Consider the following 21160-nt stretch of genomic DNA (forward strand, 5'->3'; position numbering starts at 1 on the left):
ACGAAGTGACAAGCGTGGGGGTCATATCCCGGATTGTGCCCGGCCTACAATCCGGGGCCATGCGCTTCCTCCCTGCCCTTCTCCTGGCGGCCGCTTTCGCGCCGCTCGCGGCCTTCGCCCAGGCGCCAGCCGCCGCGGCCGAAACCCGCGAGTCCCTCGATCCGCGCAAGAACCAGAAGATCGAGCGCATCCGCATCGAGGACGAGGGCAACCGCATCGACGAGCTTCGGGTGGGCGGCGAGACGCAGAGCATCACCGTGCAGCCCAAGGGCTCGCGCCTGCCCGCGTACGAAATTCGCCGCGGCGACCGCCAGCGCGTCTGGAACGTGCTGGCTTTCTAAAGCCCATGGCGGTCTTCACCGAAGTCTCCGACGACGAGGCGCGCACGCTCCTGCACGCCCTTGGGCTCGGCGAACTGCGCGAGCTGCGCGGCATCCAGGGCGGCATCGAGAACACCAACTACTTCGCGACCACGAGCGTGGGCGAGTACGTCCTGACCGTGTTCGAGCGACTCTCCGCCGAGCAGCTGCCCTTCTACCTGCACCTGATGAAGCATCTGGCGCAGCGCGGCATTCCGGTGCCCGACCCCGCCGCCGACAAGTACGGCGAGATCCTGCACCAGGTCTGCGGCAAGCCGGCGGCGGTCGTGAACCGGCTGCCGGGCCACAGCGAGCTCGCGCCCACCGCCGCGCACTGCGCGAGCGTGGGCGAGATGCTCGCCCGCATGCACCTCGCGGCGCGCGACTACAACCGCACGCAGCCCAACCTGCGGGGGCTGCCGTGGTGGAACGAGACGGTGCCGGTCGTGCTGCCGTACCTCGAATCCGCGCAGGCCGACCTGCTGAAGAGCGAACTGGCCTACCAGAACCACGTGGCCCAGGGATCGGCCTACATGGCCTTGCCGCGCGGACCGGTCCACGCGGACCTGTTCCGCGACAACGCGATGTTCGACGACGGCCGGCTCTCGGGCTTCTTCGATTTCTACTTCGCCGGCGTCGACACCTGGCTGTTCGACATCTCGGTGTGCCTGAACGACTGGTGCATCGACCTGCCGACCGGCCGCGGCGTGCCGGAACGCGCCAAGGCCTTCCTCGACGCGTACGCGGGCGTGCGGCCCCTGGCCAGCGCCGAGCGCCGCCTGCTGCCCGCCATGCTCCGGGCCGGCGCGCTGCGCTTCTGGATCTCGCGGCTGTGGGACTTCCACCTGCCGCGCGAGGCGTCGCTGCTGAAACCCCACGACCCCGCCCATTTCGAACGCGTGCTGCGCGAACGTCTGCTGCACGCGGATATCCTGTAGCTCCGTCCACCCCGAACCCACGCCCGCCGCGCATCCGCCCCGTGAAACTCAACATCGTTCCGGCACGCGCCGGCATCCAATGGGTCCGGCTCGGGGTCGTCACCTTCCTGCGCCAGCCGCTCGCGCTCTCGGGCCTGTTCTTCATGCTGTTCGCGATGACGCTCACCCTGCTGCTGCTCATCCCGTTCGTGGGCGCGCTGGCGTCCGCCGTGCTCATGCCCGCCGGCACGCTCGGCATGATGGCCGCCACCCGGACCGCGTCGCAAGGCAAGTTCCCGATGCCCTCCGTGCTGCTCACGGCCTTCCGCGCCGGCCGGCAGAAGACCCGCGACATGCTGCTGCTCGGCGCGATCTACGCGGCCGTGCTGCTCCTCATCCACCTCGTCACGCTTCCCTTCGGCACGCAGATGGAGGGCACGTCGCCGGCCGCGCCCGCCGCGTCCGCGGCTTCGGCCGCCGCTTCGGCCGCCATGGCGAACCCGATGGCGCAGCCGGGCCTCCTGCTCGGCATGCTGCTGCAACTGCCTTTTCTCGTGCTCTTCTCCCATGCGCCGGCGCTCGTGTACTGGCACGGCCTGAGCCCGATGAAGGCGCTGTTCTTCAGCGCGGTCGCGTTCCTGCGCAACTTCGGGGCCTTCGTGCTGTTCGGCCTCGGCTGGCTCCTGGCCCTGTTCGCCGTGGGCGCCGTGCTCAGCCTTTTCTTCGCGATCTTCGGCTCCGCGCCGTCGCTGCAGGCGGTGTCGCCGGTCGCGCTGCTCGTCATGGCGGCGATGTGCGCGTCGATGTACTTCACCTTCCGCGACAGCTTCGTGACCGACGAACCCGCCTCTCCCCTGGAACTTCCTGGAGGACCCCCACCATGAGCGATCACATCCTGCGCGGCCGCACCGAAGAAGAAGTGCTTTGGTTCCGCCGCCGCGGCTTCCTGCAGGCCGCGGCCGCATGGACGTCGATGGGCGGCTTCGCCGCGGCCTGGGCGCAACAGCGCAGCAACGTGGTGGATTTGCAGGGCGACGCCATCGTCAACGGCGAGCGGCTGCGGCCCGGCGCCTTCATCCAGTCGGGCGACCAGCTCGCCACGGGGCCGAACTCCACCGTGGTGTTCGTCGTGGGCAGTTCGGCATTCCACGTGCGGCAGAACTCGCGCCTGGTGGTCGAACGCGGCGCGACGCTGAACTCCATCAGCGTGCTGCGCATGCTGACGGGCGCCGTGGTCAGCGTGTGGGGCAAGGGCTCTTCGCGGCAGATCACGACGCCGACATTGACAGCCGGCATTCGCGGCACGGGCGTGTACACCGAGATCTTCTCGGCCGAGGCCTACCGCACTTACTTCTGCAACTGCTACGGCGTGGTGGAACTCGCCTCGGGCGGCGACCGCGCGACCTCGCGAGCGGACTATCACCAGTCGTTCTGGGGCGAGCCGCAGCCGAAGGGGGGTCGACTGCTGACTCCCGCGCGGGCGATCAATCACACCGACGAGGAAGTCGAATACGTCGCGAAGCTGGTGAACCAGCAACCCAACTGGGTGGCGATGGGCCGCCGTGGCGAGAAGGACGGCCGCGGCTACATGGAGCCGCAGCCGGAGTACATGCATCCGGTGGGGCCGCCGGCGCCGGCGCCCGCGCGGTGAAGCAGGAACCGCCGCGATTCCAGTGAACCCCGTGCCGGCGGGATGCGGGTCGGAGCCTGCTTTCTAGGCGTCGATGTAGCCGAGCATCCCACCGACAACGACCTGCATGCCGACGATCTCGACTTCGAAGTCGGCAACCCGGTCGCCGTTCACGTCCCCCGCCAGCAGGCCGTTCGCGAACCGCAGCTCTCCGGCATTTCCGGAAAACTGCTGTGCTCCAACGAAGCTGAACTTCTGCCGCCCCGCAACAAGCGCGTTGGCGTCGAAATTTTCAAAGCGGATGAGGTCTCCCCAGCTGAAGTCGGCGATCCGGTCGCGCGGAGCTCCTGCAACGCTGTCGAGCTGCCCGAAAATGAAGGTGTCGCCGCCGGCGCCTCCGGTCAGGACGTCACGGCCGGCACCGCCACGCATTGCGTCGTTTCCATCGCCGCCGAAGAGGACATCCGCGCCATCGCCGCCGGTCAGAGTGTCGGCACCGGCGCCGCCGCTGAGCGTGTCCGCCCCGAGACCGCCCGACAGATCGTTCGCCAACCCGTTGCCGGAGATCACGTTATTGCCGCCGTTACCCTTGCCGAAGACGGCGGCGCCTTGGAGGACCAGGTTTTCAACCTCGAATCCCAGCGCGTATCCATCGACGGAAGCGAACACGGTGTCGGTGCCCTCGCCTGCCAACTCCACGACGACATCCCGCACGTTATCGACGAAGTAGGTGTCGTGCCCCTTGCCGCCGATGAGCGTGTCCTTGCCGAGCTTTCCGTCCAGGATGTTCGCCGTCGAATTTCCGGTGATGCGGTTGTCCCAGGCATTGCCGGCACCGTTGATCGAAGCATCACCCAGAAGAACAAGGGTGCGTTCGCCGTCCGCCAGCGTGTAGCTCTGGAAGCTGTTCACGTCGTCGTCGATATTCGTGACGACGACCGTGTCGAACTTCGAGTTCGTGCCCGCGTACGCGGCGTCGCCGCTTGTCGTTGCCGTCAGCGTGTACGTGACGTTTCCATCGTCCAGGTCGTCGTCGACGCCGGTCACGGTGACGGTCTGCGCAACGTTCCAGTTCGCCCACGTGAAGGTGAGCTTCTGCGGGACGCTGCCTTCGGTCGTGTCAGGATTCGTCACCGTGACGACGACGTTCGACGTGGGCTGGCAGGTGAGTACCGCGGTAAACGCCGTCGAATGGTCCCGCCCGCCGGCCTCGGTGGTCGTGAGCGAGCCCTCCGTGATCGTCAGGCCCGCCACATCGTCACTGATATTCCGGACGGCAACGGTCCCGGTTCTGGCATTCGCCCCCGCATAGTCGGCGTCGCCGCTGGTCGTCGCAGTCAGCGTATAGGAGATGTCGCCATCCTCCAGGTCATCGTCGACACCGGTCACGGTGACGGTCTGCGCAACGTTCCAGTTCTCCGACGTGAAGGTGAGCATCGACTGGACACTGCCTTCGGTGGGGTCGGGATTGTGGATCGTGACGAACACGTCTTCCTTCGGCCGACTCGTCAAAACCGCCCTGAAGGCTTTCGCGTGATTGGCGCCGCTTGCTTCGGTGGTGGTCAGCCAACCGCCGGCAATCGTGAGGCCAGAGGGAAGCTTGGGAAAAACGTCGAATGTCACTGATCGCTCCAGTTTATTTATCGAGGGCGAAATGCCCTGGAGCGATGATGTGAAAAATCCCCGGCTCAGACTCAAGACGAAGGTATGCCAACTGCGCTCTGCGCGATCGTTTCGATGGCTTGAAGACCTCCGTCTCGACTGCGGAACTAAGTCACGGGCGTGAGCTTCGCGACGGAAAGCGCGAGCCATTTCACGCCATGCCGCGTGAACTTGATCTGCGCGCGCGCGTCGTCGCCCGTCCCTTCGAGCAGCAGCACTGTTCCTTCGCCGAACTTCGCGTGGAACACCTGCATGCCCGAGCGCAGCCCGTGCGCGGGCGCGGCCTTCTGCTGCGGCACCGGCGGGCTGGCGAAGGTCTCGCTCCCGCGCGAACCCGCGCCGCCGTACGACCCGCCGCCGTATGACGACGAACCGCGCGAAGTCGGATACCCCATTCCGTAGCCGAAGGCCGAGCCGCCGAAGGCCTGGTTCTTCGGCGTCAGCCACTTCAGCGCATGCTCCGGCAGCTCCTCGAAGAACCGGCTCTTGACGTTGTAGCGGGTCTGGCCGTGCAGCAGGCGCGTCTGCGAATGCGAGAGGTACAGGCGCTTGCGGGCGCGCGTGATCGCGACGTACATCAGCCGCCGCTCCTCTTCCAGCCCGTCGTGGTCCGCCAGGGAACGCTCACTCGGGAACAGCCCCTCTTCCAGCCCCGTCACGAACACGCAATCGAACTCCAGCCCCTTGGCCGAATGCACCGTCATCAGCTGCACCGCCTCGACGCCGGCCTGCGCCTGGTTGTCGCCGGACTCGAGCGCGGCGTGCGTGAGGAACGCGGCGAGCGGCGACAGCGTCTCGCCCGTCTCCGCATCAGGCGGCACGTAGTCGGGCGCCGGCTCGTTGATCTCGGGCAGGCTCGGGTCGAGCCCCTGGCTCGCGGGCGACTGACGCAGCAGCGTCTCGCCGTGCTCGTCGATCGGCAACGCGACGGCGTCGCGCCCGAAGCCCTCCTGCGTGACGAAGCTCTCGGCCGCGTTGACGAGTTCCTCGAGGTTCTCGACGCGGTCGCCGCCGTCGCGCTCCGCCTTGTAATGTTCGACCAGGCCGCTTTGCTGCAGCATGACCTCGATGATGTCGCGCAGCGTCGTGCCCTGCGTCTGCTGGCGCATCGCATCGATCTTCGCGACGAAGGCCGCGAGGTTCGCGCCGGCCTTGCCGGTCGTCGCGGCCACCGAATCGTGCAGCGACGTGTTCGCCGCGCGCGCGGCATCCACGAGCTGCTCGACGCTGCGCGCGCCGATGCCGCGCGGCGGGAAATTCACCACGCGCAGGAAGCTCGTGTCGTCGTTCGGGTTCTCGAGCAGGCGCAGGTAGGCGAGCGCGTGCTTGATTTCGGCGCGCTCGAAGAAGCGCAATCCGCCGTACACGCGATACGGCACGGCCGCATTGAACAGCGAGGTCTCGATCACGCGGCTCTGCGCGTTGCTGCGATAGAGCACCGCGATCTCGTGGCGCGGCACGCCGTCGCGCGCGAGGTTGCGGATCTCCTCGACCATCCACTGCGCCTCGGCCATGTCGGTCGGCGCTTCGTACACGCGCACCGGCTCGCCCGGCCCCTGGTCCGTGCGCAGGTTCTTGCCCAGTCGGCCCTTGTTGTGGCCTATGAGCTGGTTGGCGGAGTCGAGGATGTTGCTGTAGCTGCGGTAGTTCTGCTCCAGCTTGATCTGGTGGCGCACGCCGAACTCGCGCACGAAGTCCGCCATGTTGCCCACGCGCGCGCCGCGGAAGGCGTAGATGCTCTGGTCGTCGTCGCCCACCGCGAACACCGAGTTCTCCGGTCCGGCGAAGGTCTTGATCCACGCGTACTGCAGTTTGTTGGTGTCCTGGAACTCGTCGATCAGGATGTGCCGGAAGCGCCGCCGGTAGTGTTCTCGGATCGGGTCGTTGTCGCGCATCAGCTCGTAGCTGCGCAGCATGAGCTCGCCGAAATCCACCACGCCTTCGCGCTGGCACTGGTCTTCGTAGAGCTGGTAGATCTCGACCTTGCGCCGGTCCTCGTCGCCGCGCGTCTCCACCATGTTCGGGCGCAGGCCGTCTTCCTTGCAGCCGGAGATGAACCACTGCATTTCCTTCGGCGGAAAACGCTCCTCGTCGACGTTGTTCTGCTTCATCACCCGCTTGATCGCCGACAGCTGGTCCTGCGTGTCGAGGATCTGGAAGGTGCTGGGCAGGTTGGCGAGCTTCCAGTGCGCGCGCAGGAAGCGGTTGCACAGGCCGTGGAACGTGCCGATCCACATGCCGCGCACGTTGACCGGCAGCATCGCGCCGAGGCGCGTCATCATCTCCTTCGCGGCCTTGTTGGTGAAGGTCACGGCCATCACGCCGCCGGGGCCGATCTGGCCGTTGGCGAGCAGCCAGGCGATGCGCGTCGTGAGCACGCGCGTCTTGCCCGAGCCGGCGCCGGCGAGAATGAGCGAATGCTCGTTGGGCAGGGTGACCGCGGCGCGCTGCTCGGGGTTCAGGTGCTGCAGGAGCGGCGAGGCGCTGTCGACTTCTGGGAACATGGCGTCATTGTAGGAACCCCCTCCCCTCGCATGTTGCTGTGCCCCCGCTCCATCGCCGACCGTATTCCCCCGGTGCGTCTGCTGCGCTCGCGACGGCTGCCACGGGTGACTCTGCTGTCCCTACTGTCCCTGCTGCTTCTGTCTGCTGCGTTGCCGGTGGCGGCGCAGGCGTCGTGCTCCAGCGACGGCGTGCCGCGGCCGGTCGCGGTGCTCGAGCGCTTCGTCAATGCCGACTGCGAAACCTGTTGGCAGGACCGGGCCACGCCAGCGCCGCGCCGGGGCGAACTCGCGATCGACTGGGTCCTGCCCGGCGGCAAGGGCGACGACGCGGCGCTCGCGGTGGCGGCGCGTCCGGAAGCGCTGGAGCGCGTGCAGGCGCTTGAACGCAAGCCACCGCTCGCGAGCGATGCCGTTCGCCTTCCGCTGCCAGCGCAGCCGCGCGCTGCTCGCCTTCGCATCGCGCAAGGGGCGAGCGTGAATGACTACATCGCGGTGTCGGTCGATCTCGCACCCGGCCGCACGCCGCCGCGCGGCGGACCGTTCCAGCTGTGGCTGCTGCTCGTCGAGTCGCTGCCGCGCGGCACCGAAGGCAGCCCGGTCGCCCGCAAGCTCGTCCGCAATGTGTTTACCCAGTCGTGGGACCCGGCCGCCGTCTCGTTCTCCGAGACGCGCGCCATGCAGATCCACGAGGGCGTGCGGCCCTCACGGCTGCGCGTCGTGGCGCTGCTGCAGGACGCCAACGGGCGGCTGCTGGACGCTGCGGAGACGCGCTGCGACGGACGCTGAGCGTCGAGAGGGTCGCGTCCTTCGTCTCGCCGTGCTTCAAGACCTTTGTCTAGGTGCCGAATGGACTCATTTGAATACATTGGGCCTCACTACGAACGAAAGGGATGGTCATGAACACTGCGAACTTCAGGGCGCTATGCGCCGCCTATTGCGAGGGGTTGGGGGTTGCTTGCCCCGACCTCGTGCCCGACGACGACGGCCTCGTCGCCTTCCACCTCGAGCGCCGCGGCGTGAGCATCGATGCGATGTTCTATCCCGAGATGTCGACCGAAGGCGCCTTCATCCTGTTCGAGCTCGGCCCCATGAGGGACCACGAGCACGCGGCGCCGGACATCATGCGCGCGCTGCTGCGCGCCAATTTCCTGTCGCTGCAGGGCGAGCGACCGTCGTTCGCCTGCCACCCGTTGAGCGGCGACGCCGTGCTGCAATGCGTGTGTCCGCTGGCCGACACGAGCGCCGGGAAGTTCACGCAGCTCATCGAGGACGGCGTCGCGCTCGCCCTGCGCTGGCGCAAGGGCTTCTTCCTCGAGGCACTGGACGCGGCCGAGCGGCAGGCCGAAGCCGCCACGTCGTGAGCGCGAGGCGATCCGGGGGCCGAGTTTCCCCGTGAGAGCGCCACTGCCGCGGCGCGACTAGAATCGGACACCGGGCCCAAGCCATTGGGACCCGGTTTTTTTGTACCGGGCCCAGTCCAAGCGCTCACTGTTTCACAACAGCATTCGAGAGGCTTGCGATGGAAATCTTCGACTACGACAAAGTTCTTCTGCTGCCGCGCAAGTGCCGCGTGCAGAGCCGCTCGGAATGCGATCCGGGCATCGAATTCGGCGGACGCCGCTTTCGCCTGCCGGTCGTGCCGGCCAACATGAAGACGGTCGTCGACGAGTCGATCTGCCTCTGGATGGCGCAGAACGGCTACTTCTACGTCATGCACCGCTTCGACCTGGACAACGTCGCGTTCGTCCGCGCGATGCGGGCCGCGGGCACCTACGCATCCATCTCGCTCGGCGTGAAGCCCGCCGACTACGAAATCGTCGACCGCCTCGCGGCCGAGGGGCTCGTCCCCGAGTATGTGACGATCGACATCGCGCATGGCCATGCCGACACGGTGCGCGACATGATCCACCACCTGAAGAAGAAGCTGCCCGATGCCTTCGTGATCGCGGGCAACGTGGGCACGCCCGAGGCCGTGATCGACCTCGAGAACTGGGGCGCCGACGCCACGAAGGTCGGCATCGGCCCGGGCAAGGTGTGCATCACGCGCATGAAGACCGGCTTCGGCACGGGCGGGTGGCAACTCTCGGCGCTCAAGTGGTGCGCGCGCGTGGCGAGCAAGCCCATCATCGCCGACGGCGGCATCCGCGAGAACGGCGACATCGCCAAGAGCATTCGCTTCGGCGCGTCGATGGTCATGGTCGGCTCGATGCTCGCCGGCCACGAGGAATCGCCGGGCAAGACCGTCGAAGTCGACGGCAAGCTGTTCAAGGAGTACTACGGCAGCGCGTCGGACTTCAACAAGGGCGAGTACAAGCACGTCGAAGGCAAGCGCATCCTCGAGCCCGTGCGCGGCCGCCTGGTCGACACGCTGCGCGAGATGGAGGAAGACCTGCAGAGCTCGATCAGCTACGCGGGCGGCACGAAGCTCGCCGACGTGCGAAAGGTGAACTACGTCATCCTCGGCGGCGACAACGCGGGCGAGCACCTGCTGATGTAGTTGCCATTCTCTCCCGGTGGTCTCTCTCCCTCTCCCCCTGGGATAGGGCCGGGGTGAGGGCAAAGCGCGGCACTACCTCACGAACATCCCCACCGGATTCACTTCGCCCGCCGGCACGACGCGCCCCTTCACCGGCGCGGCAAGCGCGCCGCACTGTCCCGTGCCGATGTAATTGAGCGCGGCGCGCAGTCGCCGTTCCTGCGGATCGCCCAGCGCGCGCGTCAGGTCGTCGGCCACCGCGCAGTCGGGCGCGAAGCCGCTCGTGAAACCGCCGACGTTCTGCGAATTCACCGTCTCGAACAGCACCGCGTTGAATGTGGTTCCGCAGCTCGCGCGCGGGATGAAGCCGAAGGGCTTGCCGAACGTCGTCTGCCCCACGAGCACCACGGGAACGTGCGGCTTCAGGCCGTTGATGAGGAGCTCGCTCGCCGACGCTGTCTCGGTCGACGTGATCACGACGACGCGCCGCATGGCCGTTGCGATGGAGGGGGCGAACAGGTAGTCCTGGTTCGCGCCCTGCATCTGCGCGTTGAAGCGCAGCGACGCGAAGATCCGGTTCATCGTGGTCGTGCCGCCGATGTGGCTGGCCACGTCGCGCGCCGTGTTCACCGCGCCGCCGGAGTTGTAGCGCAGGTCGAGCACGACCTCGGTCGCGCCCTCCGCGCGGAACACGGAGAACGCATTGGCGAGATCGTTCGCGCTGTAGGTGACGAACTGGTGATACGCGAGATAGCCCACCCGCACCGTCGAGCCGTCGCTGCGCGCCACCGTGTGCGTGGCCTGCGCGGCGACCGGCGTCAGCGCGAAATCCTCCGACGCGACCTGGATGCCGCGCTGCGCGCCCGAAGCGTCGCGCACGACGATGACGCGCGGCACGCCGACCGTGGTGACGGTCGCGACCTGCCCCGCCATGACTTGCGAGGGCGTGAAGCCGTCGATGGAGATCACGAAATCGCCGCGCTTCAGGCCCGCGCGCGCGACGGGACTCAGCGGCTCGACGTAGCGCACCTGCAGCGTGCCCGCGGCTTCGTCCCAGGCGAGCGAATAGCCGTAGCCGATGCGGCGCCCCTCGGTGAAGCGCTGGTTGAATGCGGCCGTGGGCTCGGTGTAGCTGTAGCGGTCGAGCGGCTTGAAGAGCAGCGACTGGAAGTACGCGTCGATGGTGAGCGCGGACGGATTGCCCGCGGCCATCCGGTCGGCCCAGAAATACTGCTGCCGCATGTAGGCGAGCAGGCTTTGCTGCTGCTCGGCCTGCGTGCAGCCGGGCTCGACGGGTGCCGGCGTCGGCGCGGGCGTCGGCGCGGGAGCCGGCGAGACGGTGTCGACGGGTGCGGGGGCGGGAGGTGGGGTGACGGGTGCAGGCGCGGGTGCGGGTGCGGGTGCGGGCGGCGCGACGACGACTGCATCGCTGCCGCCCCCACCGCCGCCGCAGCCGGCCGCCAGGGCCGCTGCCGCGAGCCACAAGGACGTGTTCAGTCGCATCGATTTGCCGAGGGTGATCCTCGCGCAGATTCTAGGCGGCGCATCGCATCGCGCGGGCCGGGCGGCCTGCTTTACGCCGCGCACTGAAAGCGGCGCGAGAGTTTGATAGAATCGACTTCGTTGTGGGGGGGTAGCTCAGCTGGGAGAGCGTCGCGTTCGCAATGCGAAGGTCGGGAGTTCGATCCTCCTCCTCTCCACCACAACACCTCCTCTTTTTCTCGAAGTGGGTTCTTAGCTCAGTTGGTAGAGCAGCGGACTCTTAATCCGTAGGTCGTAGGTTCGAATCCTACAGGACCCACCACTTTCAAGTGCGCCAGCCTTCGTGCTGGCGCTCTCATTTCTGCAGCAGCCGACCCGCCTGCGCAGGAGCAGAAGTTCTCCCTCGGACCATTCGAACCGTGATCATGCCGAGGCCAGAATCTTGAATTCCGTGGCGTTCGCAACGGGTCGGACCTGATTCCTCTCGCGGCGCAGCGTTACGAGCCCGTACCGCTCCATGGTCTTCAACGTGCGGGACAAATTACCCGGCCGGCGGCCGGTCGCTTCTGCAAGTTCGGCCATCGAATGCGGAGAGGTCTCCTCGATAGCCTTGAGCAATGCGCGGTTGGAGTCGCTCAGCACCTCCGCTACCGAGCGCATCGAGTTGAACCAGATCTTGGGCTCTCGCCGGGCTTGGGTTTGTACTCGGCCTTGGCAATTGCAATAGCCCGGGCACGCACCTTCTCCTGCGACATCACGCCACTGCGCACGGCCGCCCGCCTCCCCCCGCGCACTTGACCCTCGTCAACCCCCCCACCCCCCATCTCATCCAGACTGGACCCGCCAACCCAGAAAGGAAACGCCATGAACATGAACGACATCGCACCGCACCTGGCGGACGACCGCGAGCGGCTCGCGCGCGACCTGCGCGCGGTGGTCGACGATGCGGAAGCGCTGTTGCGCCACGCGGCGGGCGACGTCGGCGCGGGCTACGGCGACGCACGCGCGCGCCTGGAGAAAAGCCTCGCCTCCGCCAAGGCCGAACTCGTGGCCACCCAGCGCGCGGCCTTCGCGAAAGTGGAAGAAGCCGGGCGCGCGGCGGACCGCGCAGTGCGCGAGCATCCGTGGCAAGCGATCGGCATCGGCGCCGGTATCGGCCTGCTCGTCGGGCTGCTCGTCGGCCGCCGCTGACATGTTCGAGCGCGGCCTGCTGCGGCGTGTCGCCGCCTCCGGTGTCCAGGTGCTTCGGCAGCGCGTGGCACTGGCCGCGCTCGACGTTGAACAGGAACTCCTGTTCGCGGGCTGCGCGATCGCCGCCCTGCTGGCCTTCACGACCCTGGCCGCACTCGCACTCGCCGCACTGGGCCTCGCCGTCATCGCCTACTGGTGGGAAGACGCGCGGGTCGCGGCGAGCCTCGGCGTCGCGACCTTCTTCGCGTCGGCCGCCGGCTTCGTCGCCTGGCGGCTGGCGGTGAGCTTCCGCACAAAGCCTCCATTCCTCCACGCCACGCTGGAGGAACTCGAGCGCGACCGCGACGCACTGCGTCCGGAGGCACGGCCATGAGGATCGGGCACCAACTGCGGATGCGCAAGCTGGCGCTTCGATGCGATGCGGCGGCGACGCGCGCACGCCTGGCGCGCGATCTCACGGATCTCGGCACGGCGGCGACGGCCGGCGCGATTGGGCTTGCCGCCGCACGCGTGCTGATGGCTCGCGTGCCGCTGCGCGCGATCCTAGGCGCAGGGGCCACCCTCGTCGCAGCCCTGCGCGCGTTGAATTCCTGACGCAACCCGTCCGGCCTCAGCGGAGCAGCGCCGCACCGGCGCCCTCGCCCGCCGGCTGGAACGGACCCAGCGGGTTGGTCTGCCGCTCGACCTTCTCGATGCGCGGCTCGCCGGAATGGTTGCGGAACAGCACGACGTCATCGCTCACGACCACGAGCGTCTCGAACCACCACCCCGTGGTGTTCGTGACGCGCCGCACGTTGAGGAAGTCCGCCCAGAAGCCGCCTTCGCGCTTGCGGTCGATGCGCTCGAAGCGGAAGACGTAGGCGCGGCATCCCGAACGCGCGACGATGCAGGCGCGGATGCCGGGGTCGAGCGCATCGAGCGACACCCCCGGGTACGGCGCAAGGCGCGCGACGATGTCCGGATAGGGGATCTGCGTGACGTTCCTGCCTTCCTTCGGGTCGAACCCGAGGGACTGAAGGTCGTCGACTCGCGTGCGAAAGGGCGCGATGCGCTCGGCGGCGGCCTGCGCCTCCGCGAACGAACGAAACGGCGACGGCATGTCGGTCGTCCCGCGCGGAAGCATCGACGAGCATCCGGCGAGCAGCGCGGCTGCGGCGAGCAGGGTGGAAAGTCTTGCGGTGGTCACGCGTCATCCTCGGCGCAGCCGCAGTGCCTCGCGTTGAGAAAGGTCAAGCAGTCATCGCGGCAGGCGCGTGAAGATGAGGCGACCTCCAAGGAACCCACATGTTCAAGCACATCCTGCTCGCCACCGACGGCAGCGCCGCCTCCGAGCGCGCCGCCAGGGCCGCCGTGGACCTTGCACGCGAGCAGTCCGCCGTCCTGACCGCCGTGTATGTCGTCGACCCCTACCCTTACCTGGGCATCGGCGACACCAACCCGCTCGGCCTGCACGCGTACCTCGGCGCGGCCCGGGACCACGCGGCGGAGGCGCACGCGCGCGTACTCCAGCTCGCGGAACAGTCCGGCAAGAAGCTGGACGTGCGCCTGCGCCTGCTGGAAGACGTGACCGCCGCCAAGGGCATCCTCGCCGCGGCGAAGGAAGCCGGCGCCGACGTCATCGTCGCGGGCTCGCACGGCCGCACCGGCCTCGACAACCTCCTGCTCGGCAGCGTCGCCGCGAAGCTAGCGGCGCTCTCGCCCGTTTCCGTGCTCATCGTTCGTTGAAAGCGCCCCATGACCCGACCCGACCCGACACTTCTCCATGCGCGCTTCCAGGCGCTGCTCGATCGCCGCGAAGCCGACCTGCGCCGCGCGATCGCCACGGACCTGCATGCGTCCTCGCACGAGCACGACCGGACCGAAGTCCAGGACAGGAAGGACTTCGCCGAGGAAGACACGCAGGCGATCGTCGACGAAGCGCTCACGACGCGCGCGGCGAGCGAGCTCGAAGCCATCGCCGCCGCCCGGCGCCGCATCGCGGACGGCAGCTACGGCACCTGCCTGTCCTGCGGCGAGGCGATCGGCGAGCAGCGCCTGCTCGCCGTGCCGGCGGCGCCACTGTGTACGCGCTGCCAGGCCGACGCCGAGTAGACGGACACCGACGCCGACGGCTTCACGGCCGGCCCGATTCGATTCGCACCGTTCCATCGCGCGAGCCCAGCCAGCCGCCCGCGACTGCCGCCGCCGCGCCCGCACCCAGCGCCGCAAGCAAGGCCGGCAGCGACACCGGCGCGAAGCGCAGCAGCTCGCGAGCGGCCGGCAGCGCGAGGCCGACCGCGCCGGCCAGCAAGGTCGCCAAGCTCACGGCCACCAGCGCGCGGGAGGCGTGCAAACCCGGCGCTCCTTGCGGCCGCGCAAGCATCCACACGAGCGCGATGTTGCCGGCGGTGAGGGCGCTCATGGCCAGCGCGCGCGCCGTGTCGTCCGAGTCCCCTGCACCGAGCGACGTCGACCACACGAGCAGCACCACCCCCAGCAGGACCACGCCCGCCACCAGGGCGCCCCGGATGCGCGACCACCGGAACGCATGGTCGTTGCGCGGCCGCGGACGCCGCTGCATCGCCCCGCGGGCTTCCGGGACGCCTTCGAAGGCGAACGAGCACAGCGGATCGATCACCATTTCCGTCAGCACCACGTGGACCGGCAGCAGGAGCGGCGGCATGCCGAGCAGCAGGGGGACGAAGGCGAGGCCCGCGATCGGAACGTGGATCGCGACGATGTAGAAGATCGCTCGCCGCAGGTTGTCGTCGATCCGACGGCCCAGGCGCACGGCGTCGACGATGCGCGCGAAGTTCTCGTCCAGCAGAACCAGCCCGGCCGATTCGCGCGCGACGTCCGTGCCGCGCGCACCCATCGCGATCCCGATGTGCGCCGCCTTCAGGGCCGGCGCGTCGTTGACGCCGTCGCCCGTCATCGCCACCGTTTCGCCGCACGCCTGGAGCGCCCGCACCAGACGCAGTTTCTGCAGCGGCGCCACGCGCGCGAAGACGCGAACGCGCCGGACCACGTCAGCGAGCGCTGCATCGTCGAGCTGCGCCAGCGCCTCGCCCGTCATCACGCCGCCCGCGGTGTCGATGCCGGCCTGTCGCGCGATCTCCAGCGCCGTGGCGGCATGGTCGCCGGTGATCATGACCACCGCGATTCCCGCTTCGCGCGCGACGGCCACGGCAGCGGGAACGTCGGCGCGCAGCGGATCCTCGAAGGCCAGCAAACCCAGCAACGCGAACCCATAGTCGTCGACGTTGGCCCGCACCTAGGCTTCCGGCTGCGCGCCCTTCGCCACCGCCAGCACGCGCAGCCCGCGCGCGGCCAGCAGGCCCACCTGCCGCTGCAGCTTTTCGCGGGCATCGGCATCGAGCTTGCAAAGCGTCGCGATCGCTTCCGGCGCGCCTTTCGCCGCGACTTCGATCAAGCCATCGGGCCGCGTCCACGCCTGCGCCATCGCGAGCAACCGGGGGGTGATCGGATATTCGCGGGCGAGCGACCCGCCCGCATGCGGCTCGACCGCCGCCGCCTGGTCGGCGGTCGCGATCACCGCGCGGTCCATCGGGTCGACCGCGCCGCGCCGCGACGCCAGGCTCGCGTGCCGCAGCACGTCGCGCACGGCAGGTATCTCCTCCACCGGGCGATGCTGGACATCGCTGCCCGGCAGAACGATGCCGAGCAGGTGCATCCGGTTCTCGGTCAGCGTCCCCGTCTTGTCGACGCACAGCACGGTCGCCGCACCCAGCGCCTCGACGACCGCCGGCCGGCGCGCAAGCACCTTCACCGACGCGAGACGCCATGCGCCGAGCGCGAGGAACACGGTGAGCACCAGCGGAATTTCCTCGGGCAGCATCGACATGCCGAAGGCGATTCCGGCCAGCCCGCCCTGCAGCCAGTCGCCGGTTCCGAACCCCATTCCCACCGCCAGGACGACGCTCATCGCGATCGCGACGAATGCAAGCTTGCGGGTGACGCGGGCCAGCGTCTGCTGCAGCGGCGTGGGCGCGAGATCGATGCGGTCCAGCGACGCGCCGATCGCGCCCATGCGCGTGCGCACCCCCGTGGCCTGCACTTCGGCCACGGCATGGCCGGCGACCGCCAGCGTGCCGGCGAAAGCCATGTCCCCGGCGCGCTTGGCCACGCTCACCGATTCGCCGGTCAGCAGCGATTCGTCGCATTCGAACGCCGCGGCCTCCAGCAGCTTCGCGTCGGCGGCGACCCGCTCGCCCTCGGCGACGAGCAGCCAGTCGCCTTGCACGACCTCCGTGCTCGGCACGCGGGCGGGCGCGCCGTCGCGCAGCACGCGCACGTGCGGCGCGGCCAGCGCGCGCAAGGCTTCCAGCGCCCGGTCGCTGCGCCTTTGCTGGAAGATGACGAGGCCCACGGTCACGCAGGCAAATCCGGCGAGCAGCAGCCCCTCGGCCGGATCGCCGATCAGCAGATACAGCGCCGCGGCCGCGATCAGCAACAGGAACATCGGCTCGCGCGCGACGCCTGCCAGCAGGGCGGCCAGCGAGCTGCGCCGCACGGCCTCGATGTCGTTGGGGCCGTCGCGCGCGAGGCGCTCGCGCGCCTGCGCGGACGAGAGACCCTCCATCGGGCGACTCACCGCGCCGCGACGGTGAACGACGCGCGCTCCTTGGCCTTGCGGGCGGCGCCGCGGCGGCGGTGCGATTCGAGGTTCATGGCAAGCTCCAGGTATTCGCGCATGGCCGGCAGTCTGCATCATGCGGGGCGCCGACCCTTTGACGCAAACGGCCGAGACTTGCGAAAGATCAACCTGCGGCGGCCGCCGCCCGCCAAGATCGGAACGACCACGATGTTCTTGCAGGGGAAGGGAAACGATGAACTGCGATTCGAGACGCCGCAACGGCAACCCGATCGACCGCCGGGCTTGAGGACGATGCGACTGCTGCGGCTCGGCATCGACACCTACCAGGAGCCCGTGGTCTACATGCGGCGCGACTGCGCCGTCTGCCGCAGCGAAGGCTTCGAGGCGCAGTCGCGCGTGGAGGTGGTGCTCCAGGAACGCTCGATCGTCGCGACGCTCAACGTGGTCGACGGCGATTTCCTGTCGCCGGACCATGCGGGCCTGTCCGAGGCCGCATGGCGGCTGCTGGGGGCACGCGAGTCCGACGAAGCCACGTTTCGCCATCCCGCACCGCTCGAGTCCCTGGGCCACGTTCGGGCGAAGGTGTACGGACGCCGACTCTCGGTCGACGCCTTCCGTGCCGTGATCGGTGACGTCGCGGCCGGCCGCTATTCGGACCTGCAGCTCGCGGCCTTCGTCACCGCATGCGCGGGCGACCACCTCGACCTCGACGAGACCATCGCGCTGACGCGCGCGATGGTCGATGCGGGGGACCGCCTCGCCTGGGGCGCAGGGCGCGTCATGGACAAGCATTGCGTGGGCGGCCTGCCCGGTAATCGCACGTCGATGATCGTCGTTCCGATCGTGGCCGCGTGCGGCCTGCGGATGCCCAAGACCTCGTCGCGCGCGATCACCTCGCCCGCCGGCACCGCGGACACGATGGAAGTCCTGGCGCCCGTGGCCCTGGACATCGCGTCGATCCGCCGCGTGGTCGACGCCACCGGCGGCTGCATCGTGTGGGGCGGCGCCGTTCGCCTGAGCCCGGCCGACGACGTGCTGATCCGCGTCGAGCGGCCTCTCGACCTCGACAGCCAGGGCCAGCTCGTGGCGTCCATCCTGTCGAAGAAGGTGGCGGCGGGCGCGACCGACGTGCTGATCGACATGCCCGTGGGTCCAACCGCCAAAGTGCGCACGGCGGCGGCGGCGGACGGTCTCCAGCGGCAGCTCGAACACGTTGGCGCCGCGATGGGATTGACCCTGCGCGTCCTGCAGACCGACGGCCAGGCGCCGGTGGGACGCGGAATCGGTCCCACGCTCGAAGCTCGCGATGTCCTCGCCGTCCTGCGCAACGAACCGGCGGCGCCGGACGACCTGAAGTCCCGCTCGCTCCTGCTCGCCGGCCACGTGCTCGAGTCCGGCGGCGTGGCAGCGCCGGGCGCCGGCCTGGCGATGGCGTCCGCCGTGCTGGCGGACGGCCGCGCATGGGCCAAGTTCCGCGAGATCTGCGAAGCGCAGGGCGGGCTGCGCGAGCCGCGCCTTGCGCACTACCGCCACGATTTCGTTTCGGCCCGCAGCGGCTGCGTGATCGCCATCGACAATCGCCGGCTCGCACGGGTGGCCAAGCTCGCGGGCGCGCCGCAGTCACCCTGCGCCGGCATCGACCTGCACGTGCGCAACGGGGATTTCGCGGAGCGGGGGCAGCCCCTCTTCACGATCCACGCCGAGTCGCCCGGCGAGCTGGACTACGCGCGTTCCTATGCCGCCGCGCAGTCCGACACCGTGCATGTCCGGGAGGACGCCTGATGCTCGTGCTCGCACTTCCCGATGCCGCGGCGACGGGCTCGCGGATCGCGGCGCATCTCGAAGCCGGTTTCGCGACGATCGACATTCACCGCTTCCCGGACGGGGAACAGCGGGTGCGCATCGACGCCGACCTCGCCGGCCAGCCCGTCGTGTTCGCCGCCGCCCTCGACCGGCCCGATGCGAAGGTGCTGCCCCTGCTGTTCGCGGCGGATCTCGCCCGCGAGCTGGGTGCAACGCGCGTCGGGCTGGTGGCCCCTTACCTGCCTTTCATGCGGCAGGACACCCGGTTCCGGCCGGGCGAGGCCATCAGCGCGCGCAGTTTCGCGCGCCTGTTGTCGCGAAGCTTCGACTTCCTGGCGACCGCGGAGCCCCACCTGCATCGCCTGCACGAGCTGCGCGAGGTCTTCGACGTCCCGGCGCGCGCCGTGAGCGCAGCGGCGCCGATGGCGCAGTGGATCCGGAACAACGTCCCGGACCCCGTCATCGTCGGGCCCGACGAAGAGAGCCTGCAATGGGTCCGCCGCATCGCGGCCCTGCTCGATGCACCCTACGCGGTGATGCGCAAGGTACGCGCGGGAGATCGCGACGTCGCGGTCAGCGCGCCCGAGCCGGCGGTGGAGGGCGGCACGCCCGTCCTGGTGGACGACATCGTTTCCACCGGACGCACGATCGTCGCGGCGGCGCAGTTGCTCCGCGCGTCGGGCCTGGCGGCCCACACCTGCGTCTGCGTCCATGCGCTGATGGACGCGGACGCGCTGCGCGTGCTCGACGCCGCGGGGATCCGCATCGCCAGCTGCGACAGCGTGCCGCACGCGTCCAACGTCATCTCCCTCGCGCCGGTCCTGGCCGAGGCGGTCCGCGAGCTGAACGACTCTCCTTAAGCTTGCGTCAATCTACGGTGCGCAAGATCGCGGCTTCTCAAAGGAGCTTGCATGCCACCGGCCTCGTCATGCCTTGCCATGGCCCCCTCTCGAGCGCAAAGCGCGGACGGCGCCGCCGAGCCTCCGGCGTTCGCCCTCCACCGGCCCGACGACGCCGGGCGCGACGCCGTCGAGGACTTCATCCGCGAGATCTACTTCAGGCGCTATGGCGCACGCGTGCGGACGTTCATGCCCATGCTGGTGTCGCTGCAGGATGCCGGCGGGATCGTGGCCGCGGCCGGCTGGCGGTCGGCCGGCGCTTCCCCGCTTTTCCTGGAACGCTATCTGCGCACGCCCGTCGAGACGCTGCTGGCGTCCGAGCAGCACGGCGTGCCGGCGCGCGAGTCCATCGTCGAGGTCGGGCACCTCGCCGCGTCGCGCGCGGGTGAAGGCCGCCGCCTGATCCTCGCCCTGGGGCCGCACCTCGCGCAACAACGCTTCCAGTGGGTGGTGAGCACCCTCACGCAGGAGCTGCGAAGCCTCTTCCTGCGCATCGGCGTGACGCCCCTCACCCTCGGCGTGGCCGATCCCGCCGCGCTCGGTGACGAGGCCGCGGACTGGGGCTCGTACTACGAGCATCGGCCGCTCGTCCTCGCGGGGCACCTGCCGCAGGCGCTGCGCCGCCTGGCCGCGCGCGGACGCGGAGCCGCGCAATGAACGACGCGAGCCGGAACCCGATCGCACCCGGTGCGGTGGTGCGGGACGGCCGGCAGGCCTGGGCGGCGGACGACCTGGAGACCGCCGTCGCCGAGTTCGCGACCACGCTGCAACGCGAACGGGTCCGCGTGCTGGCCACCCTGATCGACAACTCCGTGGCCTGGGTGATCGCGGACCACGCAGCACGGCGCGCGCAAATCGTCCACGTCCCCTTGCCGGCCTTCTTCACGCCCGAACAGATCGGGCACGCCTTGCGTTCGTCGGGCGCCGATGCGCTGCTCGCGAGCGAGGCCGTGGCCCGTCGCTGGCCCCAGGCGCCGGCGCAGGCCTGCGGACTCGGCGGCGATGCGCTGGTGCTGCTGCGCCTGCCCGGTGCGCGCGTCGACCTGCCGCCGGGCACGTCCAAGATCACGTTCACCTCGGGCACGACCGGCACCCCCAAGGGCGTGTGCCTCGAAGCCGCAGCGATGCGCAAGGTGTCGCACGGCATCGTCGATGCGTTGGCCCCGCTCGGCATCCAGCGGCACCTGTGCGTGCTGCCCTTCGCCGTGCTGCTGGAGGACGTCGCCGGCCTGTCGGCGGCATTGACGAACGGGGCAACCTGCCTCGTCGAGCCGCTGGCGCAACTCGGCTGGACCGGTTCGTCCGGCTTCGACGCGGCCGCCTTCCATGCGGCCGTGGCGCGCGCCGAGCCGCACAGTCTCATCGTGCTGCCGCAGATGCTGCGGCTGTGGGTCGCGCACCTGGCCGCGACGCGCCAGCGCGCCCCGGCCTCCCTGCGGCTCGTCGCCGTCGGCGGTGCGGCGGTGGGCGCGCGGCTCATCGCCGCCGCGCGGACCCTCGGCATTCCGGCCTACGAGGGCTACGGACTCTCCGAAGGCGGGTCGGTGCAGACGCTCAACCTGCCCGGCGCCGACCGGCCCGGCAGCGCCGGCCGCGCCTTGCCGCATGCGCGCCTTCGCGTGACGCAACGCGGCGAGATC

The 21160-nt window shown here is 69.4% G+C and carries 22 protein-coding genes, 2 tRNA genes and 1 pseudogene; 18 read left to right on the forward strand and 7 right to left on the reverse strand.

Annotated features, from left to right (window positions below; all coding sequences use genetic code 11):
* The first annotated feature begins 59 nt into the window (after window positions 1-59).
* From AB7E83_RS04785 to AB7E83_RS04800, 4 genes are read left to right on the forward strand one after another with little or no spacing between them, the layout of a single operon-like run.
* Complete coding sequence (locus tag AB7E83_RS04785) at window positions 60-341, forward strand: hypothetical protein (RefSeq protein ID WP_428565869.1); 282 nt, start codon at window positions 60-62, stop codon at window positions 339-341.
* A gap of 5 nt (window positions 342-346) precedes the next feature.
* A complete protein-coding gene (locus AB7E83_RS04790; protein WP_428565871.1) occupies window positions 347-1297 on the forward strand; it encodes a homoserine kinase in 951 nt (316 codons plus the stop codon).
* A gap of 41 nt (window positions 1298-1338) precedes the next feature.
* On the forward strand, window positions 1339-2160 hold the full coding sequence (locus AB7E83_RS04795) for a BPSS1780 family membrane protein (RefSeq protein WP_428565873.1): 822 nt from the start codon (window positions 1339-1341) through the stop codon (window positions 2158-2160).
* Window positions 2157-2927 (forward strand): iron dicitrate transport regulator FecR, encoded by a 771-nt coding sequence (locus AB7E83_RS04800; protein WP_428565875.1) that lies wholly within the window; start codon window positions 2157-2159, stop codon window positions 2925-2927. The genes AB7E83_RS04795 and AB7E83_RS04800 overlap by 4 nt, the downstream gene beginning before the upstream one ends.
* A gap of 63 nt (window positions 2928-2990) precedes the next feature.
* On the opposite strand, the gene AB7E83_RS04805 is transcribed toward AB7E83_RS04800, so the two are convergent.
* Entirely contained in the window at window positions 2991-4529 is a 1539-nt protein-coding gene (locus AB7E83_RS04805) for a calcium-binding protein (protein ID WP_428565877.1), read from the reverse strand.
* A 146-nt stretch (window positions 4530-4675) separates the two neighbouring features.
* Window positions 4676-7072: a UvrD-helicase domain-containing protein gene (locus AB7E83_RS04810; RefSeq protein WP_428565879.1), complete on the reverse strand. Its 2397-nt coding sequence runs from the start codon at window positions 7070-7072 to the stop codon at window positions 4676-4678.
* A gap of 30 nt (window positions 7073-7102) precedes the next feature.
* Here AB7E83_RS04810 and AB7E83_RS04815 point away from each other — a divergent pair, with 30 nt between their 5' ends.
* From AB7E83_RS04815 to AB7E83_RS04825, 3 genes are all read left to right on the forward strand, one after another.
* Window positions 7103-7858, forward strand: a complete 756-nt coding sequence (locus AB7E83_RS04815) for a hypothetical protein (RefSeq protein WP_428565880.1) — start codon at window positions 7103-7105, stop codon at window positions 7856-7858.
* Window positions 7859-7968: 110 nt separating this feature from the next.
* Complete coding sequence (locus tag AB7E83_RS04820) at window positions 7969-8433, forward strand: CesT family type III secretion system chaperone (RefSeq protein WP_428565882.1); 465 nt, start codon at window positions 7969-7971, stop codon at window positions 8431-8433.
* Between the two features lie 158 nt (window positions 8434-8591).
* Window positions 8592-9569, forward strand: coding sequence for a GMP reductase (locus tag AB7E83_RS04825; RefSeq protein ID WP_428565883.1), 978 nt, complete (start codon window positions 8592-8594; stop codon window positions 9567-9569).
* Window positions 9570-9641: 72 nt separating this feature from the next.
* Here AB7E83_RS04825 and AB7E83_RS04830 read toward each other — a convergent pair whose 3' ends face one another.
* Entirely contained in the window at window positions 9642-11051 is a 1410-nt protein-coding gene (locus AB7E83_RS04830) for a S41 family peptidase (protein ID WP_428565884.1), read from the reverse strand.
* Between the two features lie 124 nt (window positions 11052-11175).
* On the opposite strand from AB7E83_RS04830, the gene AB7E83_RS04835 reads away from it, so the two are divergent.
* Both AB7E83_RS04835 and AB7E83_RS04840 read left to right on the forward strand, forming a co-directional pair.
* Window positions 11176-11251: transfer RNA gene (locus tag AB7E83_RS04835), tRNA-Ala, on the forward strand.
* 25 nt (window positions 11252-11276) lie between these two features.
* Window positions 11277-11352 (forward strand) — tRNA-Lys (locus tag AB7E83_RS04840).
* Between the two features lie 101 nt (window positions 11353-11453).
* Here the strand turns inward: AB7E83_RS04840 and AB7E83_RS04845 are convergent.
* Window positions 11454-11672 carry a helix-turn-helix domain-containing protein gene (locus tag AB7E83_RS04845; protein WP_428565886.1) on the reverse strand — a complete coding sequence of 73 codons (219 nt, stop codon included), beginning with the start codon at window positions 11670-11672 and terminating at the stop codon, window positions 11454-11456.
* 222 nt (window positions 11673-11894) lie between these two features.
* Between AB7E83_RS04845 and AB7E83_RS04850 the strand changes: the two genes are divergently transcribed.
* From AB7E83_RS04850 to AB7E83_RS04860, 3 genes are read left to right on the forward strand one after another with little or no spacing between them, the layout of a single operon-like run.
* Complete coding sequence (locus tag AB7E83_RS04850) at window positions 11895-12221, forward strand: DUF883 family protein (RefSeq protein WP_428565888.1); 327 nt, start codon at window positions 11895-11897, stop codon at window positions 12219-12221.
* A 1-nt stretch (window position 12222) separates the two neighbouring features.
* Window positions 12223-12594 carry a phage holin family protein gene (locus AB7E83_RS04855; RefSeq protein ID WP_428565890.1) on the forward strand — a complete coding sequence of 124 codons (372 nt, stop codon included), beginning with the start codon at window positions 12223-12225 and terminating at the stop codon, window positions 12592-12594.
* Window positions 12591-12815 carry a hypothetical protein gene (locus AB7E83_RS04860; RefSeq protein ID WP_428565892.1) on the forward strand — a complete coding sequence of 75 codons (225 nt, stop codon included), beginning with the start codon at window positions 12591-12593 and terminating at the stop codon, window positions 12813-12815. Before AB7E83_RS04855 ends, AB7E83_RS04860 begins: the two co-directional genes overlap by 4 nt.
* 16 nt (window positions 12816-12831) lie before the next feature.
* Here the strand turns inward: AB7E83_RS04860 and AB7E83_RS04865 are convergent, their stop codons facing one another.
* Window positions 12832-13407, reverse strand: a complete 576-nt coding sequence (locus tag AB7E83_RS04865; RefSeq protein WP_428565893.1) for a hypothetical protein — start codon at window positions 13405-13407, stop codon at window positions 12832-12834.
* 98 nt (window positions 13408-13505) lie between these two features.
* Here AB7E83_RS04865 and AB7E83_RS04870 point away from each other — a divergent pair, with 98 nt between their 5' ends.
* Window positions 13506-13946 carry a universal stress protein gene (locus tag AB7E83_RS04870; RefSeq protein ID WP_428565895.1) on the forward strand — a complete coding sequence of 147 codons (441 nt, stop codon included), beginning with the start codon at window positions 13506-13508 and terminating at the stop codon, window positions 13944-13946.
* A 9-nt stretch (window positions 13947-13955) separates the two neighbouring features.
* Window positions 13956-14312, forward strand: a complete 357-nt coding sequence (locus AB7E83_RS04875) for a TraR/DksA family transcriptional regulator (RefSeq protein ID WP_428565897.1) — start codon at window positions 13956-13958, stop codon at window positions 14310-14312.
* A 22-nt stretch (window positions 14313-14334) separates the two neighbouring features.
* Here the strand turns inward: AB7E83_RS04875 and AB7E83_RS04880 are convergent, their stop codons facing one another.
* Window positions 14335-15474 (reverse strand): HAD-IC family P-type ATPase, encoded by a 1140-nt coding sequence (locus AB7E83_RS04880; RefSeq protein WP_428565899.1) that lies wholly within the window; start codon window positions 15472-15474, stop codon window positions 14335-14337.
* A complete protein-coding gene (locus AB7E83_RS04885; protein WP_428565901.1) occupies window positions 15475-16803 on the reverse strand; it encodes an HAD-IC family P-type ATPase in 1329 nt (442 codons plus the stop codon).
* 306 nt (window positions 16804-17109) lie between these two features.
* On the opposite strand from AB7E83_RS04885, the gene AB7E83_RS04890 reads away from it, so the two are divergent.
* The 4 genes and pseudogenes from AB7E83_RS04890 to AB7E83_RS04905 all read left to right on the forward strand — a co-directional run.
* Window positions 17110-18600 (forward strand): thymidine phosphorylase family protein, encoded by a 1491-nt coding sequence (locus AB7E83_RS04890; RefSeq protein WP_428566161.1) that lies wholly within the window; start codon window positions 17110-17112, stop codon window positions 18598-18600.
* Window positions 18600-19481 carry a ribose-phosphate diphosphokinase gene (locus AB7E83_RS04895; RefSeq protein WP_428565902.1) on the forward strand — a complete coding sequence of 294 codons (882 nt, stop codon included), beginning with the start codon at window positions 18600-18602 and terminating at the stop codon, window positions 19479-19481. Before AB7E83_RS04890 ends, AB7E83_RS04895 begins: the two co-directional genes overlap by 1 nt.
* 78 nt (window positions 19482-19559) lie before the next feature.
* Entirely contained in the window at window positions 19560-20177 is a 618-nt protein-coding gene (locus AB7E83_RS04900; protein WP_428565903.1) for a thermostable hemolysin, read from the forward strand.
* A pseudogene (locus AB7E83_RS04905) lies at window positions 20174-21136 on the forward strand (AMP-binding protein); the annotation flags it as partial. The gene AB7E83_RS04900 and the pseudogene AB7E83_RS04905, both read left to right, overlap by 4 nt.
* Window positions 21137-21160: the final 24 nt, after the last annotated feature.

The sequence above is a fragment of the Ramlibacter sp. genome, from assembly GCF_050250995.1.
GTDB lineage: Bacteria > Pseudomonadota > Gammaproteobacteria > Burkholderiales > Burkholderiaceae_C > Ramlibacter.